This window comes from Klenkia terrae (genome assembly GCF_037083865.1).
In the GTDB taxonomy this organism is placed as follows: Bacteria; Actinomycetota; Actinomycetes; order Mycobacteriales; family Geodermatophilaceae; genus Klenkia; species Klenkia terrae.
Map to the genome: position 1 here is coordinate 41,962 of NZ_JBAPLV010000009.1, position 17,082 is coordinate 59,043.

A 17,082-nucleotide genomic window follows, 5' to 3' on the forward strand; every position below is an offset into this window, starting at 1 on the left:
GATCGGTGCGGCGACGGCATGACCTCAGTGGTCATCGACCGGGCGCCCGCTCCAGCGCGCCCGGGCCGGTGGGTGGCCGGCGGTCCTCGGTCCGGTCGTGCCGTGGAAGACCTCGCACACCACCACTGATGAGTTCCACCGCGCGGCCGCGCTCGTCAGGGGTGCTCAGCGGGGAAGGTCGTCAGCCGCTGCTCGAGGTGCTCCACCAGGCCGTCCCACATGATGTGGGCGATCCAGAGATCCCAGCGGCCGTCGTCACCGGGCCGCGGGGGGACGTGGCCGCACCTGACCATCCCCACCTCGGCCCAGCCGGGGTCCCGCTTCCTGAGCCGGAACGGGATGCAGGCCGCGGGTCGACGACCGAGGGCGGCGGGATCGTCGGGCTCCCAGCCGTGCCAGCCCGACGCCGCCGGCAGACCGGCCACGACGTCGGGCGGCGGGACCTCGCGGCCCACCCAGGCCAGCCGTTCCAGCACCGGTGACACGGTGCGCGCGAACGGGTCCTCGAGCAGCTGCACGACCCGGAGCACGGCGACCAGCCCGTTGCCGGCCGTCCAGGCGAGTGCTGCCCCGGCCTCGAGGTCGGTCACGTCGCGCCAGGGCCGGCGGATCGCTTTCCGCCCCGGCTGCGGCCCGGTCAGCTGCTCCCGCAGGGAAGCCAGCGCGGCTGCACGAGCGGCCACTGCCGCTGGGCCGGACCCGCGCCAGCGGTCCACGTCGACCCCGGAGTCGATGACCTCCAGGGCCCGCGACCGCACCTCGACCGCTAGCCGGCCGCAGCTGGACTGGGTGGCGGCCAACGCCAGCCAGAAGACCGGTTCCTCCTCCGGCGGGAGTCCCGCCCACTCGGTGGTGCAGCGCGCGGTGGCCTCGTCGTCGGGGACCCGGTCCTCGAGCATCCGGCGGTAGACGTCCCGCACGTCGCAGGCCAGGTCGTCGTCGAACAGGGCCGGCCCACCCGCGCTCACGGTCGTCCACCCCGATCGCGATCCGCCACGGGTCGAGGATCTCAGTCAGGGCGGCGGGGCGGTCGCGGTGGTCGCCGGACCGGGCTGTCGAGACTTTCTCCACCGTCGCTCAACCTGTGCGGTCGGGAGCGCGTCTTGATGGGTGGGAGCGCATCAGCGCTGCGACTGGATGGGGTGGGATGCGCGCCGACGATCGCGATGACTTCACGGCGTTCGTCCGTGAGCGGTCACCGAACCTCATGCGGGTTGCGTTCCTACTCACCGGGGACCGTGGCCTGGCCGAGGACCTCCTGCAGACCTCGCTGGAGAAGACCTCGAGGCACTGGCACAAGATCCGGGAGCCCGACGCCGCCTACGCCTACGTGCGGCGGGCGATGGTCAACACCCACATCTCCTGGCGACGCCGCCGCACCGTCCCCGAGGTGTTGCTCGAGGACCTGCCCGACCGCGCGCCCGACCCCGGACCTCACCCACCGGCCCGGTCCGGTGCGGCACTGGCTGCACTGGCCGGCCTGCCGCCCCGCATGCGCACCGTGATCGTCCTGCGCTTCTACGAAGGACTCAGCGAAGCCGACACCGCGGCCGCCATGGGCAGCTCCCTGGGCTCGGTGAAGAGCCAGGCATCGCGCGGGCTCGCTCGCCTGCGCGTCGAACTCGACGAACCCACCCACTCCTTCGCCTCCGGGAAGACACAGCCATGAACACCTCGGACCTGCAGCGCGCCCTGCACGCCGACGCCGAACTCGCCGGTCCCCCGCCGATCGACCTGATGGACCGCATCGAGGACGTCGGTCGCAGCCGTCGCCGTCGCCGCACCGGGGTGGTCGCGACCGTCCTGGCCGCCGCGCTCATCGCGGTCGCCGTCCCGACCACGGTGGCGTTGGTCGACGGCACCGACCGCAGCAGCGTCGCCGGACCCGACGCCGTCCAGCTCCACGACGGCCCCACCCGGGGATCCCTCGCCCAGGACACCGCGCTGGTGGCTGCGGTGGCCGACCTGTCCTGGCCGGCCGCCGCACCGGATGACTCGACGGGGGTCGAGGTCGACCCACCAGCCGGCGCCCGCCACGTCGTGTTCCTGGGCGACGTCGCCGGCACCCGCTACGCGCTGGTCACCGGCGAGGTCGACGGCGGCCTCTGGGCCTCCTGGTTCACCGCACCCGTGGGCGGCGACGCCGCCACGTTCGGTCTCGCCGGCCAGCCGAAGTTCGTCACGGGGACCGACCCGCTGGCCTTCACCGACACCACCGTCACGACACCCGTCGTCCTGGTCGTCGCTGCACCCGGGGACCGCGTCGACTTCTCCGACCGGGCCGTGCTCACAGCAGGCGGCTCCATCACCCGCACCTACACCCCGGGCGAGCAGCTCGGGGACGGGATGGCAGCCATGACCACGAGCCCGGGCGAGATCACCGCGGTGAGCGTCCGGGTCACCCGGGACAGCGTCGTCGTCTACCGATCGCGACCCGACGTCGACGGTGACCTGCGCGTGTTCGGCACGGCCGACCCCGTCTCCCCCGACGAGACAGCCCAGGTCGCCGACCCCCGCGGTCTGGCCGGCACCGTCGACCCGGCCCTCGTCAGCGGCGCCCTGGCCGACATCGCCAGCCCCCTGCAGGTGCCGCTGGGAGAGCTGCAGCCCACCTTGCTCTGGGCCGGGGCCATCCCCGGGCCGGCCGGCTACACCAGCACCGCGGTGGTCGTCGGCATCACCGCACCCAGCGGGGCGTCCATCGCCTACGGCATCGCCTTCAGCGGTCCCGGCGACGGGTCCTACGGCATCTACCTCGCCGGCTGGGAGACCTACGACAGGGACCACCCGCTCCTGGACCAGGCCCAGTTGCTGCGCGCCACCGTCAGCGACGGCACAGCCACCGGCCAGCCGGTCACATCGCTCCTGCTGCTCAGCCCGGTCAACGCCACCGGCACCATGGAGGCGGCACTGGGCTCCCCCGACGGCGAGGTCACCGAAGCCACCGACGGCGCACTGCTGCTGCCCGGCGACACCGACACCTCCAGCGCTGTCCTCCTGGACGTGACCACCGGCCAGACCATGGCCGAGGCCCAGCTCATGCGGTCCGACTACGTCGACCACTACGACTACGGCACCGGGCCGAGGTGACCGGGGCACCCGTTGCTGCCGTCGGGTGGGAGGACCCGAGCAGCTCGGCGGCAGAAGAGGTCGACGCCCTCCACGAGCTCAGCGCTTCGCTGTCCCACGACGCCTGAGCCCACTCCGCACCGTTGGACGATGATCGTCAGTGCGCAATCGGGTCCACAGTCACGAATCCTTCGGTCCAGGCCATCGCATCTACGGTGTCTCGTCCGCCAGGGAGCAGTCCGCTGCGGCCGACGTCGAGTTGACCCCGCACAGCTCGCCCTCGACGGGATTCGGGTGCTCCTGGCCCTCGACCGGCCGCATGTGCCACAGCAGGGACACCGAGTCATCCACCCGACGAGGTCCGCACGGGTCGATCCACCGGAGGCGACCGTCTACCGGGACGAGCCCCAGCCGGCCGGGGGTGCCGGCTGCTCGAGCAGCACCCGTTCCCCGGCGTCCCGCACCCGGACCGTGGACGGTCGCCGTGCGGAGGTCGACACGACCACCCAGCCCAGCGGGGCCACGACCGGACGCCGGACGACGTGACCGTCCTGCTCCACCTCGACGGAGGCGGCCGCGGTGCCGACCTCGCCCCACAGCGCGATCAGGCCCGTCCCGCCGACCGCGCCCGACAGGTCGGCGTGGTCGGCGGGGACGTAGACCCTGGTCAACGCCGCCTCCTCCCAGCCGCCGGCTCCGCCGCCCGGCCCGGTGTCCCAGAGCTCGCCTCTGCGCTCGAACAGCTCCACGTCGACCTCCGTGCGCGCCGGTTCGTCGTCCTCGGCCGGCCGGCGGCGCAGGTGCAGCACGGCGGCGGTGTCCGGGCCCGACCACCACGACACCGGCACGGACTCCCCGTCACCCAGCTGGTCGGGGATCGCGGGCAGCCCGTGCTCGAGCACCCACGAGCTCCACGCGCCGGAGAACCGGTCGTCGAAGGAAGGAGGCTGCACGGTCGCAGGGTGCCAGTGCGCGGGCGTGCACCGGGGCGACAGCAGCACCCCGCAGGGGTCCGGCGAAGCCTCGGTCACCGTGCTCGGACGCCCGCCGGCCTGGCCAGGTCGGTCGCTCAGCCGCAGACGGCGAGGAGGGTGAGCCCGTCTGCAACGGCGCGGAGGAGACGGGAGGACTCCACGGTCAGGCCAGCGGCCGGTCGCTGCGCCCGGGTGCCCCGGCGGCGAGCTGGACGGCGCTGACCACCAGGGCGAAGTGGCTGAACGCCTGCGGGACGTTGCCGAGCTGCCGCCCGGTGGCAGGGTCCCACTCCTCCGACAGCAGCCCCAGGTCGTTGCGGCAGCCGAGGAGCCGCTCGAACAACGCCTCGGCCTCGTCCCGCCGGCCGGCCCCGTGCAGGGCGTCGACCAGCCAGAACGAGCAGGCCAGGAAGACCCCCTCGCCGCCGGGCAGGCCGTCGTCGGCCGAGGCGTTGCGGTAGCGCAGCACCAGTCCGTCCGACGTGAGCTCTCGCAGGACGGCGTCGACGGTCGCGACGACCCGGGGGTCGTCACCGGGCAGGAAGCCGACCCGCGGGATCAGCAGCAGGGCGGCGTCGAGGTCGGTCGAGCCGTAGGACTGCACGAACCGGCCGTCGACCACCCCCTTCTCCAGCACCTCGGCGTGGATGGTGTCCCGCAGCTCCTCCCACCGGTCGACCGGGCCGGGCAGGTCGTACGCGCGGGCGCCGCGGACCATGCGGTCGGCGGCCACCCAGCACATGACCTTGGAGTGCACGAAGTGCCGCCGGGCGCCGCGCATCTCCCACAACCCGTTGTCCGGTTCGCGCCAGCGGTCCGCCAGGTGCTCCATCAGTGCGGTCTGCAGGTCCCAGGCCGCCTCGGTGGGGGCCAGAGAAGCCTCCCGGGCCAGGTGCAGGCCGTCGAGGACCTCCCCCCAGACGTCGAGCTGCAGCTGGTCGGCCGCTGCGTTGCCGGTGCGCACCGGGGTCGAGCCCTCGTAGCCGCTCAACCAGGGCAGCTCCAGCTCCGGCAACCGCCGGGTGCCGTCGATGCCGTACATGATCTGCAGGTCCGCCGGCTTGCCGGCCACCGCCCGGAGCAACCAGTCCCGCCACGCCCCCGCCTCCGCCGTGTGACCGGCGGCCAGCAGCGCCTGCAGCGTGTAGGTCGAGTCCCGCAACCAGCTGTACCGGTAGTCCCAGTTGCGCGGGCCGCCCAGCTGCTCGGGCAGCGACGTCGTCGGGGCGGCGACGATGCCCCCGGTCGGTGCGTAGGTCAGCGCCTTGAGGGTGATCAGCGAGCGGGTGACCGCCGGGGCGTACCGGCCACCCACCCGGTCGCCGCCGGCCACCCAGTCCTCCCAGAAGTCGACGGTGCCCCTGAGCGCCTCCTCCGCGTCGACCGGGGTGGGGGCCGGTTCGTGCCCGGGGGTCCAGGTGAGCACGAACGGCACCCGCTCACCGGCGCGCACGGTGAACTCCGAGACCGACGCCCACTCGTGGCCGACGACCGGCGCTGAGGTACGCAACCAGAGCGCGTCCGGACCGGCCAGCGCCTGGACCTGGCCCTCGCGGTGCCGCACCCAGGGCACCACCCGGCCGTAGTCGAACCGGATCCTCAGCTCCCCCCGCATGTCCACGGTCCCGGACACGCCCTCCACCATCCGGACGACGTCGGGTGCGGTCCCCCGTGGTGGCATGAAGTCGACGACGCGGACCTCGCCGTCGGGCGTCGTCCAGGTCGTCTCGAGCACGAGGGTGTCGCCGCGGTACCGGCGGCTGGTGCACACCCCGCCGCCGGCCGGGGCGAGCAGCCAGCGGCCCGCGTCCGGGGTGTCCAGCAGCGCGGCGAAGCAGGCGGGCGAGTCGAACCGCGGGAAGCACAGCCAGTCGATCGACCCCTCAGTGCTCACCAGCGCGGCGGTCTGCAGGTCGCCGAGCAGGGCGTAGTCCTCGATGCGGGGCATGGGTGCAGGGTCGGCTCGCGACGGGCGGGGGAAACCACCCGGCGGCTGGACGTTGCCTGGCAGTCCGCCCGGGACCGGCATGGCGCCCCGCACACCGGGTAGCTGGGCGCCGGGCGTCGTCCGCGCGCCCGGCCAGCGGTCGCCCCGACCGTCGTGAACGGAGTCCCTCGTGCCCATCCTCGACGGCAAGACCCTGATCGTCACCGGCGGCAACAGCGGGATCGGGGCGGCGATCGTCGTCGCCGCGGCCGCGGAGGGCGCCGACATCGTGATCGACTACGTGGCCCACGAGGACGCCACCGAGAAGATGATCTCCACCATCGAGGCGGCCGGGGGCAGGGCCGTCGGGGTGGAGGCCGACGTCAGCAAGCCGGCCGACCTGCGCAGGATGGTGCAGACCGCGGTGGACACCTTCGGCCGGCTGGACGTGCTGGTCAACAACGCCGGGATCGAGACCAGGACGTCGATCCTGGACACCACCGAGGAGGACTACCAGAAGGTGCTGGACGTGAACCTGAAGAGCGCCTTCTTCGGCACCCAGGTCGCGGCCAAGCAGTTCATCGCCCAGGGCACTCCCGGGCTGGTCCTCAACATCTCCTCCGTGCACGAGGAGTGGCCGATGCCCGGCAACGTGGCCTACTGCGTGAGCAAGGGCGGCACCCGGATGCCCACCCGCACCGCCGGGGTGGAGCTGGGCGAGCACGGCATCCGGGTGGTCAACATCGCCCCGGGCGCGGTGCAGACGCCGATCAACGCCGGCACGATGGCCGACCCGGACAAGATGCACGCCCTGCAGCAGGCCATCCCCGTCGGCCGGATGGCCGCCCCGGAGGAGATCGCCGACATGGTCGTCTTCCTCGCCTCCGGCAAGGCCTCCTACATGACCGCCACCACCGTGTTCATCGACGGCGGAATCATGCAAGGCAGCGTCGGCCTCTAGAGGTCAGACCGTCACCTGTTGTCCGCGGTGGCGAAGAAGCGCCGGTGCTGACGTTCTACGTCGAGCCTTCGGCCAATTTGCAACTTCTTGAGCGACAGTCTCGCTGGATTATCACAGATGTCACGGTAGCGCAGGAATCGGTTGCCTCGCCGCAGCCGGGTGGACGCGCACGGGGGGCCGCTCACCCGCGATGTGAGCGGCCAGCGGAAGTCGGTACCCAGCCATCGGCCGCGGAGCGGTCCCCCACGTTCTCCAAAGATGTCAAAGCATCCGTATGCCCCGGGTCCGGGGGATGGAAGCACTCACCCATGACGGTCCACCGTCAAGCCGCCTCGCTGCACCCGGCTTTTTGACCTGGGCCGAGGACGCGAGGTACAGTTCCGTTTCTCCGTAGCAACGATGACGAACCAGGAGGTGCATATGCTCCAGAATGAGACTGATTTGAGCGCACCTCCCGGCGGTTTCCCAGCTCGAATTGTCCGCCCTGCTTCGCTCGCGACGTCGGATGTCGCGGTCAGCGTCATCTCCGGCTGCGGCCAGGAGGCGCTCGCAGCGAGCCTTGAGGCTCGCGGTCTGCGCGGTTTGGACATTCTTCGTCGCAGCGTAGACAGGGCCCCGCCGCGTATCTCCTGACTCCCGTACGGGAGTCGCGACAGTCCTTGACGCATCGCCGGACCGGCAGTGCGTCTGTTTCTGCTTGCACCGGGAGTTTGCTATGTCCGCAATCGATGATGTCACTGCGCCCGTAGGCCCGCCCGATACCGGGTGGGAGCCGTATCGGACGGTGCTGGAGAAGCAGCGGGCACGATGCCTGGAGGAGGCCCGTTCCACGGCTGAGGCTTTGGGACAGGCACCGTTGGACACCGTGCTGAGGGCTCGGCGCGCCTCTGTCGGGAGCACCCTGGAGCAGATCTCTCAAGCTTTGGAGCGGCTCACTGCAGGCACGTTCGGGGCGTGCCTGCGATGCGGGCGGGCTATTCCTGGTGAGCGGCTGGAAATTCGGCCTTACACCCCTACGTGCGTGGCCTGCAGCTAGCCGCATCACTTTATCTCGTGCGGACCACTGAGTGTCCCGCACCATTCTAGAGCGCTGGCCGCACCGGTCGCTGAATTCACGTGCGTCGGTTGATCGGGCCTGTCCTCATGCACTTGTTATGGCCTGGCCGGTGTCGTGGCCGACGGTGCTCCTTTTTCGTGTCAGAAAGGGCGTCTCATGAAAGACGTTTCTGTTGTGGGAGATGCCGGGCAGTCGATCCGCCCTGACCATGTGGCGGTCATCGGTGCGGGCGTGGTGGGCTTGTCCACGGCTTGGTTCTTGCAGGACAACGGCGTGCAGGTCACTGTCTATGACAAGGCCGGTGCTGGTGGGGGCGCCTCGTGGGGCAACGCGGGGTGGCTGACGCCGAGCCTGGTGGCCCCGCTGCCTGAGCCGGCGATGCTGCGGTACGGCATCCGGGCAGTGCTGGATCGCCGGTCTCCGGTGTTCGTGCCGTTGCGTGCCGATTGGGGTCTGGCCCGGTTCATGGCCGGCTTCCTGCGCGCCAGCACGTCCGCGCAGTGGCGAGCCGGGATGGCTGGTTTGGTGTCGCTGAACCGCTGGGCGCTGGATGCCTTCGATGTGCTCGCCGACGGCGGTGTTCAGGCCCCGACCCACGAGGCCGAGCCGTTCCTGGCCGCTTACCGCACCACAGCCGGCAGGGACGCACTACTCCGAGAGGTCAAGCACCTGGCTAGCGCCGGTCAACCCGATGTGCAGGCAACGGCATTGACCGGAGACCAGGCCCGCGCGATGCAGCCCATGCTGTCCCGGGAGATCGGCGCAGCGGTGCAGCTGCACGGGCAGCGGTATATCCATCCCCCGGAGTTCTTGCGGTCATTGGCGCAGTCGGTGGTCCATCGCGGCGGCCATCTCGTCGAGGGCGTCCCCGTCACCGACCTGGTAGCGCAGCCGGGCGGGGTGGTGGTGCAGACCCCGTCGGGCGAGCAGCGCTTTGATGCCTGCGTGGTGGCTACTGGCGCGGAGTTGCCGCGACTGGTCCGGCGCTTCGGCGTCCGCCAGCCGTTGCAGGCCGGCCGCGGGTACAGCTTCAGTGTCCCGGTCGAGCAGGTACCGGCTGGGCCGCTGTACTTCCCTGAGCAGCGGGTGGCCTGTACGCCGCTGGGCGGTCGGCTGCGGGTGGCCGGGATGATGGAGTTCCGCCAACCCGACGCAGCACTGGACCCCCGCCGGATCCGTGCCATCGTCGACGCGGTGCAACCGCTGCTCACCGGTGCCGACCTGGACGACCGGCGTAGTGAATGGGTGGGGTCCCGGCCGTGCACGGCCGACGGCCTTCCGTTGATCGGTGCCACTAGCTGCCCCCGCATCCATGTCGCCGGAGGGCACGGCATGTGGGGGATCACCTTGGGTCCGGTCACCGGGCTGGTCATGGCCGAATCCCTAGTCAAAGGTCAACCAGCGGCGGGCCTGGAGGCGTTCGACCCGTTGCGCTGAGCCCTGCGCGCACACGTCACCCAGTCCTGGCCCGGCTCGACCGCAGCTGGCACCCCGCACAGGTGTCCACACGTCCCACACCGGTTCCCGTCGTCGGGCGGTTCACCACGCCGAGCACAACCCGGCGGGACCGACCCCGCCGGCGCCAGGACATGCGGGCTGCCGCACGCGAACCGCAACGGTCTCCTCGAACGTTGGCGCTAGGCCAGCGGCGACCCACTTGTCTCGTCCTCGTCCTGCGTCTCATGGCGCGGGTCTTCACTGCGCGCTGCGCTGGAGGCATCTCATGCGTACGTCCTCACTGCTTGGTCCCTTGCCCTCCCCCGACCTGCTGTTGGAGGTGGTCGTCCTGCCGATGGACGACAGCGGGCGGGTGGTGGTCAAGGCCGTCGGCGAAGTCGACGCCTACTCCGCGCCGCTGCTACGGGCCGCGATCATGATCGCCTTGCGACGCCGCGGCTTGCAGACACTGATCGTGAACCTGTGCGGGATCAACTTCATGGGCGCCGCAGGCGCGACCTGCCTGGCCATGGCCGACCGTCGGAGCCGGGCCCGGGGTGTGCGCATGGTGGTCAGCCACCGCGGCCAGCGAGCGTTGATGCGGCCACTGCAGCTGACCGGGTTGCTGAGGTTGCTAGCCCCGGAGTCGAGGGCCGAGCCAGGCATGTGGCCTCGGCCGAAAGTGCCCGGGCAGGCGCGGCCCATGACGGCCGTCGCCGCCGCCCCAAGGCTGCGGCTCACCCAGCTCGGTGCCCGATGACGCGCGCCCGAGCAGTCCGCGGCACCGATCGACACGACCCCGACACCGCCCAAGATGCTCCAACATTAAGCGGAAGGGCCAGGACTGCTGCCTCTGGCGCAGCTCACCACCTTGCCTTCCCCGCAGTCACCACCGCAGTCGAGCAGGCTCAGCTGCACGTCCTGGCATCGGCGTTGACAGACCAGGCCGGCTGCCGGCCCGATGGGTGCGGCCGAGGTCACGCCCCGTGGAGTGGTGTAAATCGTTGGCACCGTGCTGGGTCAGCTTCGGTTGATCATGCTGGGATGGCGGCTCCGGTGTCGATTCCCTGGATGGGTGATGTGGCGGGGTCGGCGACGGGTGCGCCGATGGCCGCCGGAGGCGGCGTGGGGCGGTCGACGAGTGCGGTCATGGAGGCCTCAGCGAGGTAGCGGCGGTCGCCGGCGGCCCATTCGTCGTGGGCCTCGATGAGCACGCAGGTGGTCAGGCGCAGCAGGGCTGCGTCGTTGGGGAAGACCCCGACGACGTCGGTGCGGCGCTTGATCTCCTTGTTCAGCCGCTCCAAGGGGTTGGTGGACCAGATCTTGCGCCAGTGCGCGGTCGGGAAGCCAGCGAAGGCCAGGACGTCTTCGCGGGCTGCGTCCATGACGGCGGACACCTTGGGGTGGCTGGCGGCCAGGGTGGCGGCGACGGAGTCCCACTGGGCGGCCACCCCGTGCGCGGTGGGTTGGGCGAAAACGGTGCGGTAGGCGGCGGTGATGACCTCCCCGTCGGTCTTGGGGACGTGGGCGAGCAGGTTGCGGGCGAAGTGCACCCGGCAGCGCTGCCACGACGCTCCCGACATGGCAGCCGCGATTGCCTTCTTCAGGCCTTCATGGGCGTCGGAGATGACCAGCTGCACCCCACCCAGCCCGCGGCGCTTGAGGCCGGTGAGGAACGCCTTCCAGAACGCCTCGTCCTCGGAGTCCCCGACGTCGACGCCGAGGACCTCGCGGTGACCGGATGCGGTGACGCCGGTAGCGATGACCACCGCCCGGGACACCACCCGGTGCCCGACGCGGGCCTTGCAGTAGGTGGCGTCCAGGAACACGTACGGGTAGGGCTGCTCGCCCAGCGGCCGGTCCCGGAACGCGGCGACTTCGATGTCGAGGTCGGCGCAGATCCGCGACACCTGGGACTTGCTGATGCCCGATGCCGCACCCAGGGCCTGGATCAGGTCGTCGACCTTGCGGGTCGACACCCCGTGCACGTAGGCCTCGGCGATCACGGCGTAGAGGGCCACGTCGACCCGGCGGCGACGCTCGAGCAGGCTGGGGTAGAACGATCCCGCCCGCAGCTTGGGGATCTGCAGCTGCAGGTCCCCCGCGGTGGTGGCCAGCGTCTTGGGCCGGGTCCCGTTGCGCACCGCGACCCGGTCGTGGGTGCGCTCGTAGCGGTCGGCGCCGATGGTGTGGGCTGCCTCGGCGTCGATGAGCTGCTGGTAGGCGTGTTCGGCGATCCGCCAAACCCGGTCGGACTCGGTCGTGTCGTGCAGTTCCGCGAGCAGGGTGAGCAGGGCAGACTGGTCGGAGGTCATCGCGCGTTGTGTCCTTCTGGTGAGTTCCTTGAAGCGGGTCTCACTGACCATCGCGCGATGGCCGCCACAACTTGATCATCTTCCCGTCATCGGTCACGACGACGAGCGAGACGATCACCGGGGCGGCTCCGGGATCTACACCACTCCGTGGGACGTAACTTGCGGCCGATGGATGATCGAGGTGCACGGTCGGCGGGTGCCCCTACCCCCGGCGGCGGTCACGGCGCTGGCCGCTGTGTGCGAGCTGCTCGCGACGGGTTCCGCGGTCACCGCGATCGCCACCGCGCCCATGGTGACCACCGAGGTCGCAGCGCGTCTGCTGGGCGTCAGCCGCCCGACAGTGGTGCGGATGCTGGACGCTGGATGCCTGCCCTACCAGCGGCTCGCCAGCCACCGCCGCCTGCACCTCAGCGACGTCCTGGCCTTCCGGGACTCCCGCCGCTGCCTTGCCGCCGACCGGCCTGGGCACGCCTATCCCCTGCATGGGCACCTGGCCCGGTTCCTGGAGCCCGCTACAGGACACCAGCCGCCTCCCGACAGCCCGCGCACTCCCGGCCCGCGCCCAGAACGCGACGGCTCAGGCCCACGACGACGCACCACTGCGGTCGCCCGGTCCCCCCAGCACCCCCCATCGCCTGCGGCCACCGCACCAGCGGGCACAACCCTGGGCGCCAGGAAGGTGCAGGGATGATCGTCGACATCGCCTCCGGGGCGAACCTCGCCGCGGCGGCTGCCGTCGCCGTCTGCGCCGGTGCGTTGAACTCCGTCGCAGGTGGAGGTTCGCTCATCCTGTTCCCCACCTTGGTAGGCCTGGGATTGCCCACGGTGGCCGCGAACGTAACCAACAGCGTGGCGCAGTGGCCGGGCTACGCCGGGGGCGTGGTGGGGTTCCGGGGATCGTTCACCGGGCAGCGCAGACGGCTGATCCACCTGTCGATGGTGGCTCTGTGGGGCGGCACCGTGGGCGCCGGCCTGCTGCTGACCACGCCCTCGAGTGCCTTCGACGTGCTGGTGCCCGCGCTGGTCCTGCTGGCCAGCCTGCTGCTGGCAGCACAACCCTGGCTCGGCCGCCGGCTGGCTTCGGCCCGGACCGGCGGCGATGACCGCGACCCCCGGTGGTTGTACGTGACGGTCTTCGCTGGCACCGTCTACGGCGGCTACTTCGGCGGTGCGCTGGGCGTCATCTTGTTGGGCCTGCTCGGCTTGGGCTTGGGGAACCTCAAGGTGGCCAACGCCGTCAAGACCGTCCTGTCGCTGGTCACCGCAACAGTGACCGCGCTGGTGTTCGGCCTCTTCGGACCGGTCTCGTGGGTGTTCATCGCCGTATGCGCGCCGGCGGGACTACTGGGTGGTTTCCTGGGCGCCAAGGTGGCGACCCGGCTGCCGGTGACTCCCTTGCGGTGGTTCATCGCAAGTTTCGGTGTCTTGGCCGCGGTATACCTGGCCCTCTTCGCGTGAGCGGTCGGTGCGTCGGTCAGCGTTAAAGAGAGGCTCACCATCTGGTCAGCCGATGGGGCCCTCGGCGGCTGCATCTCCCAAGATGGCGGCGGACTCGGGGTAGGCGGCGAGCACGTCCTCCAAGTCCACCAGGGACGGGAAGTCAGCGGGCGCTTGGTGGAGCAGGAGAAAGCGGACCGTTCGCTCGACCAGCGCGTGACGGCTTGCTTCCGTGGCGCCCAGCTGCGCGCACACCTGATCGGTCACCTGGATCCAGGACTGCACTGGATCCTCGTCATCCTGCAGAGTTACCAGGAGCGAGGCGTCTGGCTGCGTTTCGATTGAGAACGGAACGGTCATTTCAGGCATCTTCCGGTGAGCGTGCCCGCTACGCGGCGCACGCTTCTCCCCCGCCACCGGCGGGCTAGTTGACGACTAGGTCCGCAGACGGGTGACCCAGGAGGGCCAGGAGGCCCGTCAGAGCGTCGACGGTGCCTGCCTGGATGTCGGCGGCGCCACTCAGGGTCACGGTGACCACCCCGCACCCGTTGTTGTGGAGCTGCTCCACTGTGGCGCAAAGCAGGTCCAGGGAGACGTGGTCCACCCGCCCGGTGACCACGATGGTCGCTGTTTCTGGGTTCACGGTCTGGGTGTAGGTCCACTCACCGGCCCTCCGGTGGCGACGTGTCATCGTCACTGCCGGCTCGTCGCGGCAGCGGCGTGCCCGGTGTCCCAGGGCTTCCTCACCCAGCTGCTGTCAGCGTCTTGGTCACGATCCATGCCGCAGCGCGGACACACCGACGCGGGTGAGGCATCAGCCATCGCCCCACAACCGGGGCACACCAGGGCCAGCCAGCAGGCGGCATCCCCGCCGAGATCCTCGTCCACGATGTTCCCTTCTGAAGACGGTGTGCCCAGCGATGGCACCGGCCCACTGGTGGCCGTGGTGGCAGGCGTGTGGGCGGTCATGTTCGCTGCCTTCCCGGCAGCTGCAACACCTCATCCATCCGGCGCAGCTCATCCCAGTGCAGCGCGCTGAGACGACCGAGGGTCTGCTCACCTACCGCGGTGAGGGTGACACGGACCGCGCGGGCGTCGTCGGGGTCTGGTGTGCGCTGCACCAGTCCTTCCACCTGGGCGCGGTTGACCAGTTCTACGACGCTGTGATGCCGCAACTGAAGCGCGTCGGCGAGCTCTCGGACCACCGCCCATTCCCGGCCTGGGAAACCCTTGACCGCCAGCATCAGCTGGTATTGCTGCGGGGTGATCCCGTGCTGGCGGACGGTCAACTCACTGAATCGCAGGTAGCGGCGAATCCCCGACCGGAAGCGGGCCAGTGCCTCGAAGTCCTGCTTCCGCAGAGCAGCCCGACTCGACACTGCATCGGACAGCGCACCGGTGTCCGCGTCGGCCACTGCGGTGTCCGCGTCGGCCACTGCGGTCCCCCCGTCCTCCATCAACTCAGTCCCTCGTGGAAGCCCATTCCACGACAGTATCGTGTTACGATACTTCTGTCACGGCCGCATACCGCGGTCCGAGGTGTGGCCACCTGAGGAGGTCGGTCGTGCTCAGTGAACGTGAACGCCACGGCATCGGTGCTCTGGACGATCGGTTCCGGTGCTGGCCGCCGCCTGGAGGCGCCACGCCGGTAGGTAGCGAGGTTGCTGAGGCGTGGCCGGAGGACGCCGACCCAGTGCGCAACACAGCCGGCCGACGGACGCCGGGGTCCTCGTCGTGATGGGCTATCTGCTGGTGGGCGTACTGCTGGCTTTGCTGGTCCTGCTCGGTTCCAGCGTCCGCGTCGTGACCCAGTACCAGCGTGGCATCGTCTTCCGGCTCGGCAAGGCTCAGCAGGAGATCCGTCAGCCGGGCGTGGCCATGCTGATGCCACTCGTAGACCGCCTGCACAAAGTCAACATGCAGATCGTCACGATGCCGGTTCCCGCCCAAGAGGGAATTACCCGAGACAACGTCACCGTCCGGGTGGACGCCGTGGTCTATTTCCGAGTGCTGGACCCGATGCGGGTCACCGTCGACGTGCAGAACTACACGGCGGCGATCGCCCAGGTAGCACAGGCTTCGCTCCGCTCGGTCATCGGCAAGAGCGACCTTGATGACCTGCTGTCCAACAGGGAACGGCTCAACCAGGGCCTGGAGTTGATGATCGACAGTCCCGCCGTGGACTGGGGCGTGCACATCGACAGGGTCGAGATCAAGGACGTGGCCCTGCCCGAGACCATGAAGCGTTCGATGTCCAGACAGGCCGAGGCCGAGCGGGAACGCCGCTCCCGGGTGATCATCGCCGAGGGTGAGCTGCAGGCATCGGCGAAGCTGGCCCAGGCCGCGGAGGTCATGGCCGAGCATCCTGCGGCCCTGCAGCTGCGGCTGTTGCAAACCGTCGTGGAGGTCGCCTCGGAAAAGAACTCCACTCTGGTGCTGCCCTTCCCCGTAGAACTGCTGCGCTTCCTGGAGCGGTCCACCGCCGGCGGCGACTCGGCCCAACCAGGCCCCTCCGGCGTCGCGGAGCCGTCGGCGCCCGGCCGAGCACCTGACGCCCCGGTCACTGCACCCGTCGACTCCAGGCCCGAGTCCGGGACGGTCGACGAGGCCACGGGAGCACCGCCGAAACAGGCTCCAGTCCTCGCGCCTGCATTCCCCGCGCTGGTTCCCCCGCCCGCCGCCGCGGCCGCCTTCGGTGCACACGCAGACCAGACATGACCCGACACGCGCCCGCACCGACGGTGGTCGTTGCTGTCGGCCTTAGCGATCGCTCCCTGGCACAGGTGCAGTGGGCCGCCGCGGAGGCCTCTGCCCGGCGCGCGGACCTGCGCATCGTTCACGTCCTGCCCGGATCCCTGGCCTTGGCCCCGCTTGCCCTAGACGGCGGCGCCACCGACGCCGCGGTTCACGCCCACGGCGTTGCCCACGAGCTGCTCCAGCAGGCCACCTTGGCCGCGTGGGCTGTGGCATCCGACCTCGACGTGACCATGGACGTGGTCAACGGGCCCGTCGTGCGAGCACTGCACCGGCACAGCCGCGGGGCGGAACTGCTCGTGATCGGCGAAGGCGGCCGCCCCCGCTCCCGGCGGTGGACACACTGGTCGACCCTCCGGCGGCTCACCGCCACGGTCACCTGCCCCCTGGCCGTTGTGGGGGCGACCCGGCTGACCGTCCCCAGCACCGGGAACGAATCACCCGGGCCGAGCCCCTACGTCGTCGTGAGCGCCGACGTGACCACCCTGGGGAGCGCACTGCAGCTAGCTTTCCCAGCGGCCCGGAGGCGGTGTTTGCCACTAGACGTGGTCTGCGTGGTGACCACCGACAGCCCGGCCGACATGGAAGGGGTATGCGGCTCGGCGGAGGACGCCCAGGAACATGCCAGTCGGTGGTGTCAGCTGGCGGTCGAGCCATGGGTCGCTCGCTACCCAGACGTACCGGTGCGGCTGCGCATCGAGCAGGGCGACCCCGCCTCAGTGCTGCTGTCGGCCACCCGCGGCGCGGCCCTCCTGGTGATCGGCACACGCCAGCACACCCTCACCGGCCACTCGACTGGCCCAACCCATCGAGTGTTGCGAAAAGCCACCTGCCCCTCACTCGTCGCCCCACCACTCCACCTCGACGTCCAACCGCCCCAACGTCGTCTCTTCCGGTTCATCGACGACCCGAAAGCCTCACAGGCCCACCAATAGGTAGCAGTCACCTCAAGAAGCGCGATAATTCGTGCGGTGCCGGGCGCCGCGCCGAAGGCGGCAGAGCTATCCACGAGGTTGGCTGAGGCTCACGATGAGTTCCCGGGGTTGCTTCGGCGGGCGGCAGCGCCCGGGGAGCGGCCAGCCAACCCCGATGCCTTCACTGGCCTGCTGCCGTCACGTCCCCAGACCCCAGGAGCGGAGGCCGAAGCGCCT

Annotated in this window: 17 protein-coding genes; 10 read left to right on the plus strand and 7 right to left on the minus strand. The window is 70.5% G+C overall.

The window, feature by feature from the left end:
• Positions 1-155: 155 nt before the first annotated feature.
• Entirely contained in the window at positions 156-968 is an 813-nt protein-coding gene (locus UXQ13_RS09975) for a hypothetical protein (protein ID WP_225235879.1), read from the minus strand.
• A gap of 179 nt (positions 969-1,147) precedes the next feature.
• Here UXQ13_RS09975 and UXQ13_RS09980 point away from each other — a divergent pair, with 179 nt between their 5' ends.
• Entirely contained in the window at positions 1,148-1,669 is a 522-nt protein-coding gene (locus UXQ13_RS09980; RefSeq protein WP_225235880.1) for a SigE family RNA polymerase sigma factor, read from the plus strand.
• Positions 1,666-3,090, plus strand: a complete 1,425-nt coding sequence (locus UXQ13_RS09985) for a hypothetical protein (RefSeq protein ID WP_225235881.1) — start codon at positions 1,666-1,668, stop codon at positions 3,088-3,090. Before UXQ13_RS09980 ends, UXQ13_RS09985 begins: the two co-directional genes overlap by 4 nt.
• A 189-nt stretch (positions 3,091-3,279) precedes the next feature.
• Here UXQ13_RS09985 and UXQ13_RS09990 read toward each other — a convergent pair whose 3' ends face one another.
• From UXQ13_RS09990 to UXQ13_RS10000, 3 genes are all read right to left on the minus strand, one after another.
• Positions 3,280-3,420 carry a hypothetical protein gene (locus tag UXQ13_RS09990; protein WP_225235882.1) on the minus strand — a complete coding sequence of 47 codons (141 nt, stop codon included), beginning with the start codon at positions 3,418-3,420 and terminating at the stop codon, positions 3,280-3,282.
• Between the two features lie 41 nt (positions 3,421-3,461).
• Entirely contained in the window at positions 3,462-4,022 is a 561-nt protein-coding gene (locus tag UXQ13_RS09995; RefSeq protein WP_225235883.1) for a hypothetical protein, read from the minus strand.
• Between the two features lie 184 nt (positions 4,023-4,206).
• Positions 4,207-5,991, minus strand: coding sequence for a glycoside hydrolase family 15 protein (locus UXQ13_RS10000; protein WP_225235884.1), 1,785 nt, complete (start codon positions 5,989-5,991; stop codon positions 4,207-4,209).
• 169 nt (positions 5,992-6,160) lie between these two features.
• On the opposite strand from UXQ13_RS10000, the gene UXQ13_RS10005 reads away from it, so the two are divergent.
• From UXQ13_RS10005 to UXQ13_RS10015, 4 genes are all read left to right on the plus strand, one after another.
• Positions 6,161-6,931 (plus strand): glucose 1-dehydrogenase, encoded by a 771-nt coding sequence (locus UXQ13_RS10005; protein ID WP_225235885.1) that lies wholly within the window; start codon positions 6,161-6,163, stop codon positions 6,929-6,931.
• A 715-nt stretch (positions 6,932-7,646) separates the two neighbouring features.
• Positions 7,647-7,967, plus strand: coding sequence for a TraR/DksA family transcriptional regulator (locus tag UXQ13_RS23635; RefSeq protein ID WP_225235886.1), 321 nt, complete (start codon positions 7,647-7,649; stop codon positions 7,965-7,967).
• A gap of 177 nt (positions 7,968-8,144) precedes the next feature.
• Positions 8,145-9,425 carry an NAD(P)/FAD-dependent oxidoreductase gene (locus UXQ13_RS10010; RefSeq protein WP_225235887.1) on the plus strand — a complete coding sequence of 427 codons (1,281 nt, stop codon included), beginning with the start codon at positions 8,145-8,147 and terminating at the stop codon, positions 9,423-9,425.
• 313 nt (positions 9,426-9,738) lie between these two features.
• On the plus strand, positions 9,739-10,185 hold the full coding sequence (locus UXQ13_RS10015; RefSeq protein WP_225235888.1) for an STAS domain-containing protein: 447 nt from the start codon (positions 9,739-9,741) through the stop codon (positions 10,183-10,185).
• A 274-nt stretch (positions 10,186-10,459) separates the two neighbouring features.
• Here the strand turns inward: UXQ13_RS10015 and UXQ13_RS10020 are convergent, their stop codons facing one another.
• Complete coding sequence (locus UXQ13_RS10020) at positions 10,460-11,740, minus strand: IS256 family transposase (protein WP_225235889.1); 1,281 nt, start codon at positions 11,738-11,740, stop codon at positions 10,460-10,462.
• Positions 11,741-12,029: 289 nt separating this feature from the next.
• On the opposite strand from UXQ13_RS10020, the gene UXQ13_RS23640 reads away from it, so the two are divergent.
• Positions 12,030-12,431 (plus strand): helix-turn-helix domain-containing protein, encoded by a 402-nt coding sequence (locus UXQ13_RS23640; RefSeq protein ID WP_225236114.1) that lies wholly within the window; start codon positions 12,030-12,032, stop codon positions 12,429-12,431.
• A complete protein-coding gene (locus tag UXQ13_RS10025; protein WP_225235890.1) occupies positions 12,428-13,198 on the plus strand; it encodes a sulfite exporter TauE/SafE family protein in 771 nt (256 codons plus the stop codon). The genes UXQ13_RS23640 and UXQ13_RS10025 overlap by 4 nt, the downstream gene beginning before the upstream one ends.
• Positions 13,199-13,243: 45 nt before the next feature.
• Here UXQ13_RS10025 and UXQ13_RS10030 read toward each other — a convergent pair whose 3' ends face one another.
• Positions 13,244-13,537: a hypothetical protein gene (locus UXQ13_RS10030; RefSeq protein ID WP_225235891.1), complete on the minus strand. Its 294-nt coding sequence runs from the start codon at positions 13,535-13,537 to the stop codon at positions 13,244-13,246.
• A 605-nt stretch (positions 13,538-14,142) separates the two neighbouring features.
• Positions 14,143-14,613, minus strand: coding sequence for a MarR family winged helix-turn-helix transcriptional regulator (locus tag UXQ13_RS10035; RefSeq protein WP_225235892.1), 471 nt, complete (start codon positions 14,611-14,613; stop codon positions 14,143-14,145).
• 301 nt (positions 14,614-14,914) lie between these two features.
• On the opposite strand from UXQ13_RS10035, the gene UXQ13_RS10040 reads away from it, so the two are divergent.
• Positions 14,915-15,895, plus strand: coding sequence for a slipin family protein (locus UXQ13_RS10040; protein WP_225236115.1), 981 nt, complete (start codon positions 14,915-14,917; stop codon positions 15,893-15,895).
• Entirely contained in the window at positions 15,892-16,866 is a 975-nt protein-coding gene (locus tag UXQ13_RS10045) for a universal stress protein (protein ID WP_225235893.1), read from the plus strand. The genes UXQ13_RS10040 and UXQ13_RS10045 overlap by 4 nt, the downstream gene beginning before the upstream one ends.
• Positions 16,867-17,082 lie beyond the last annotated feature (216 nt).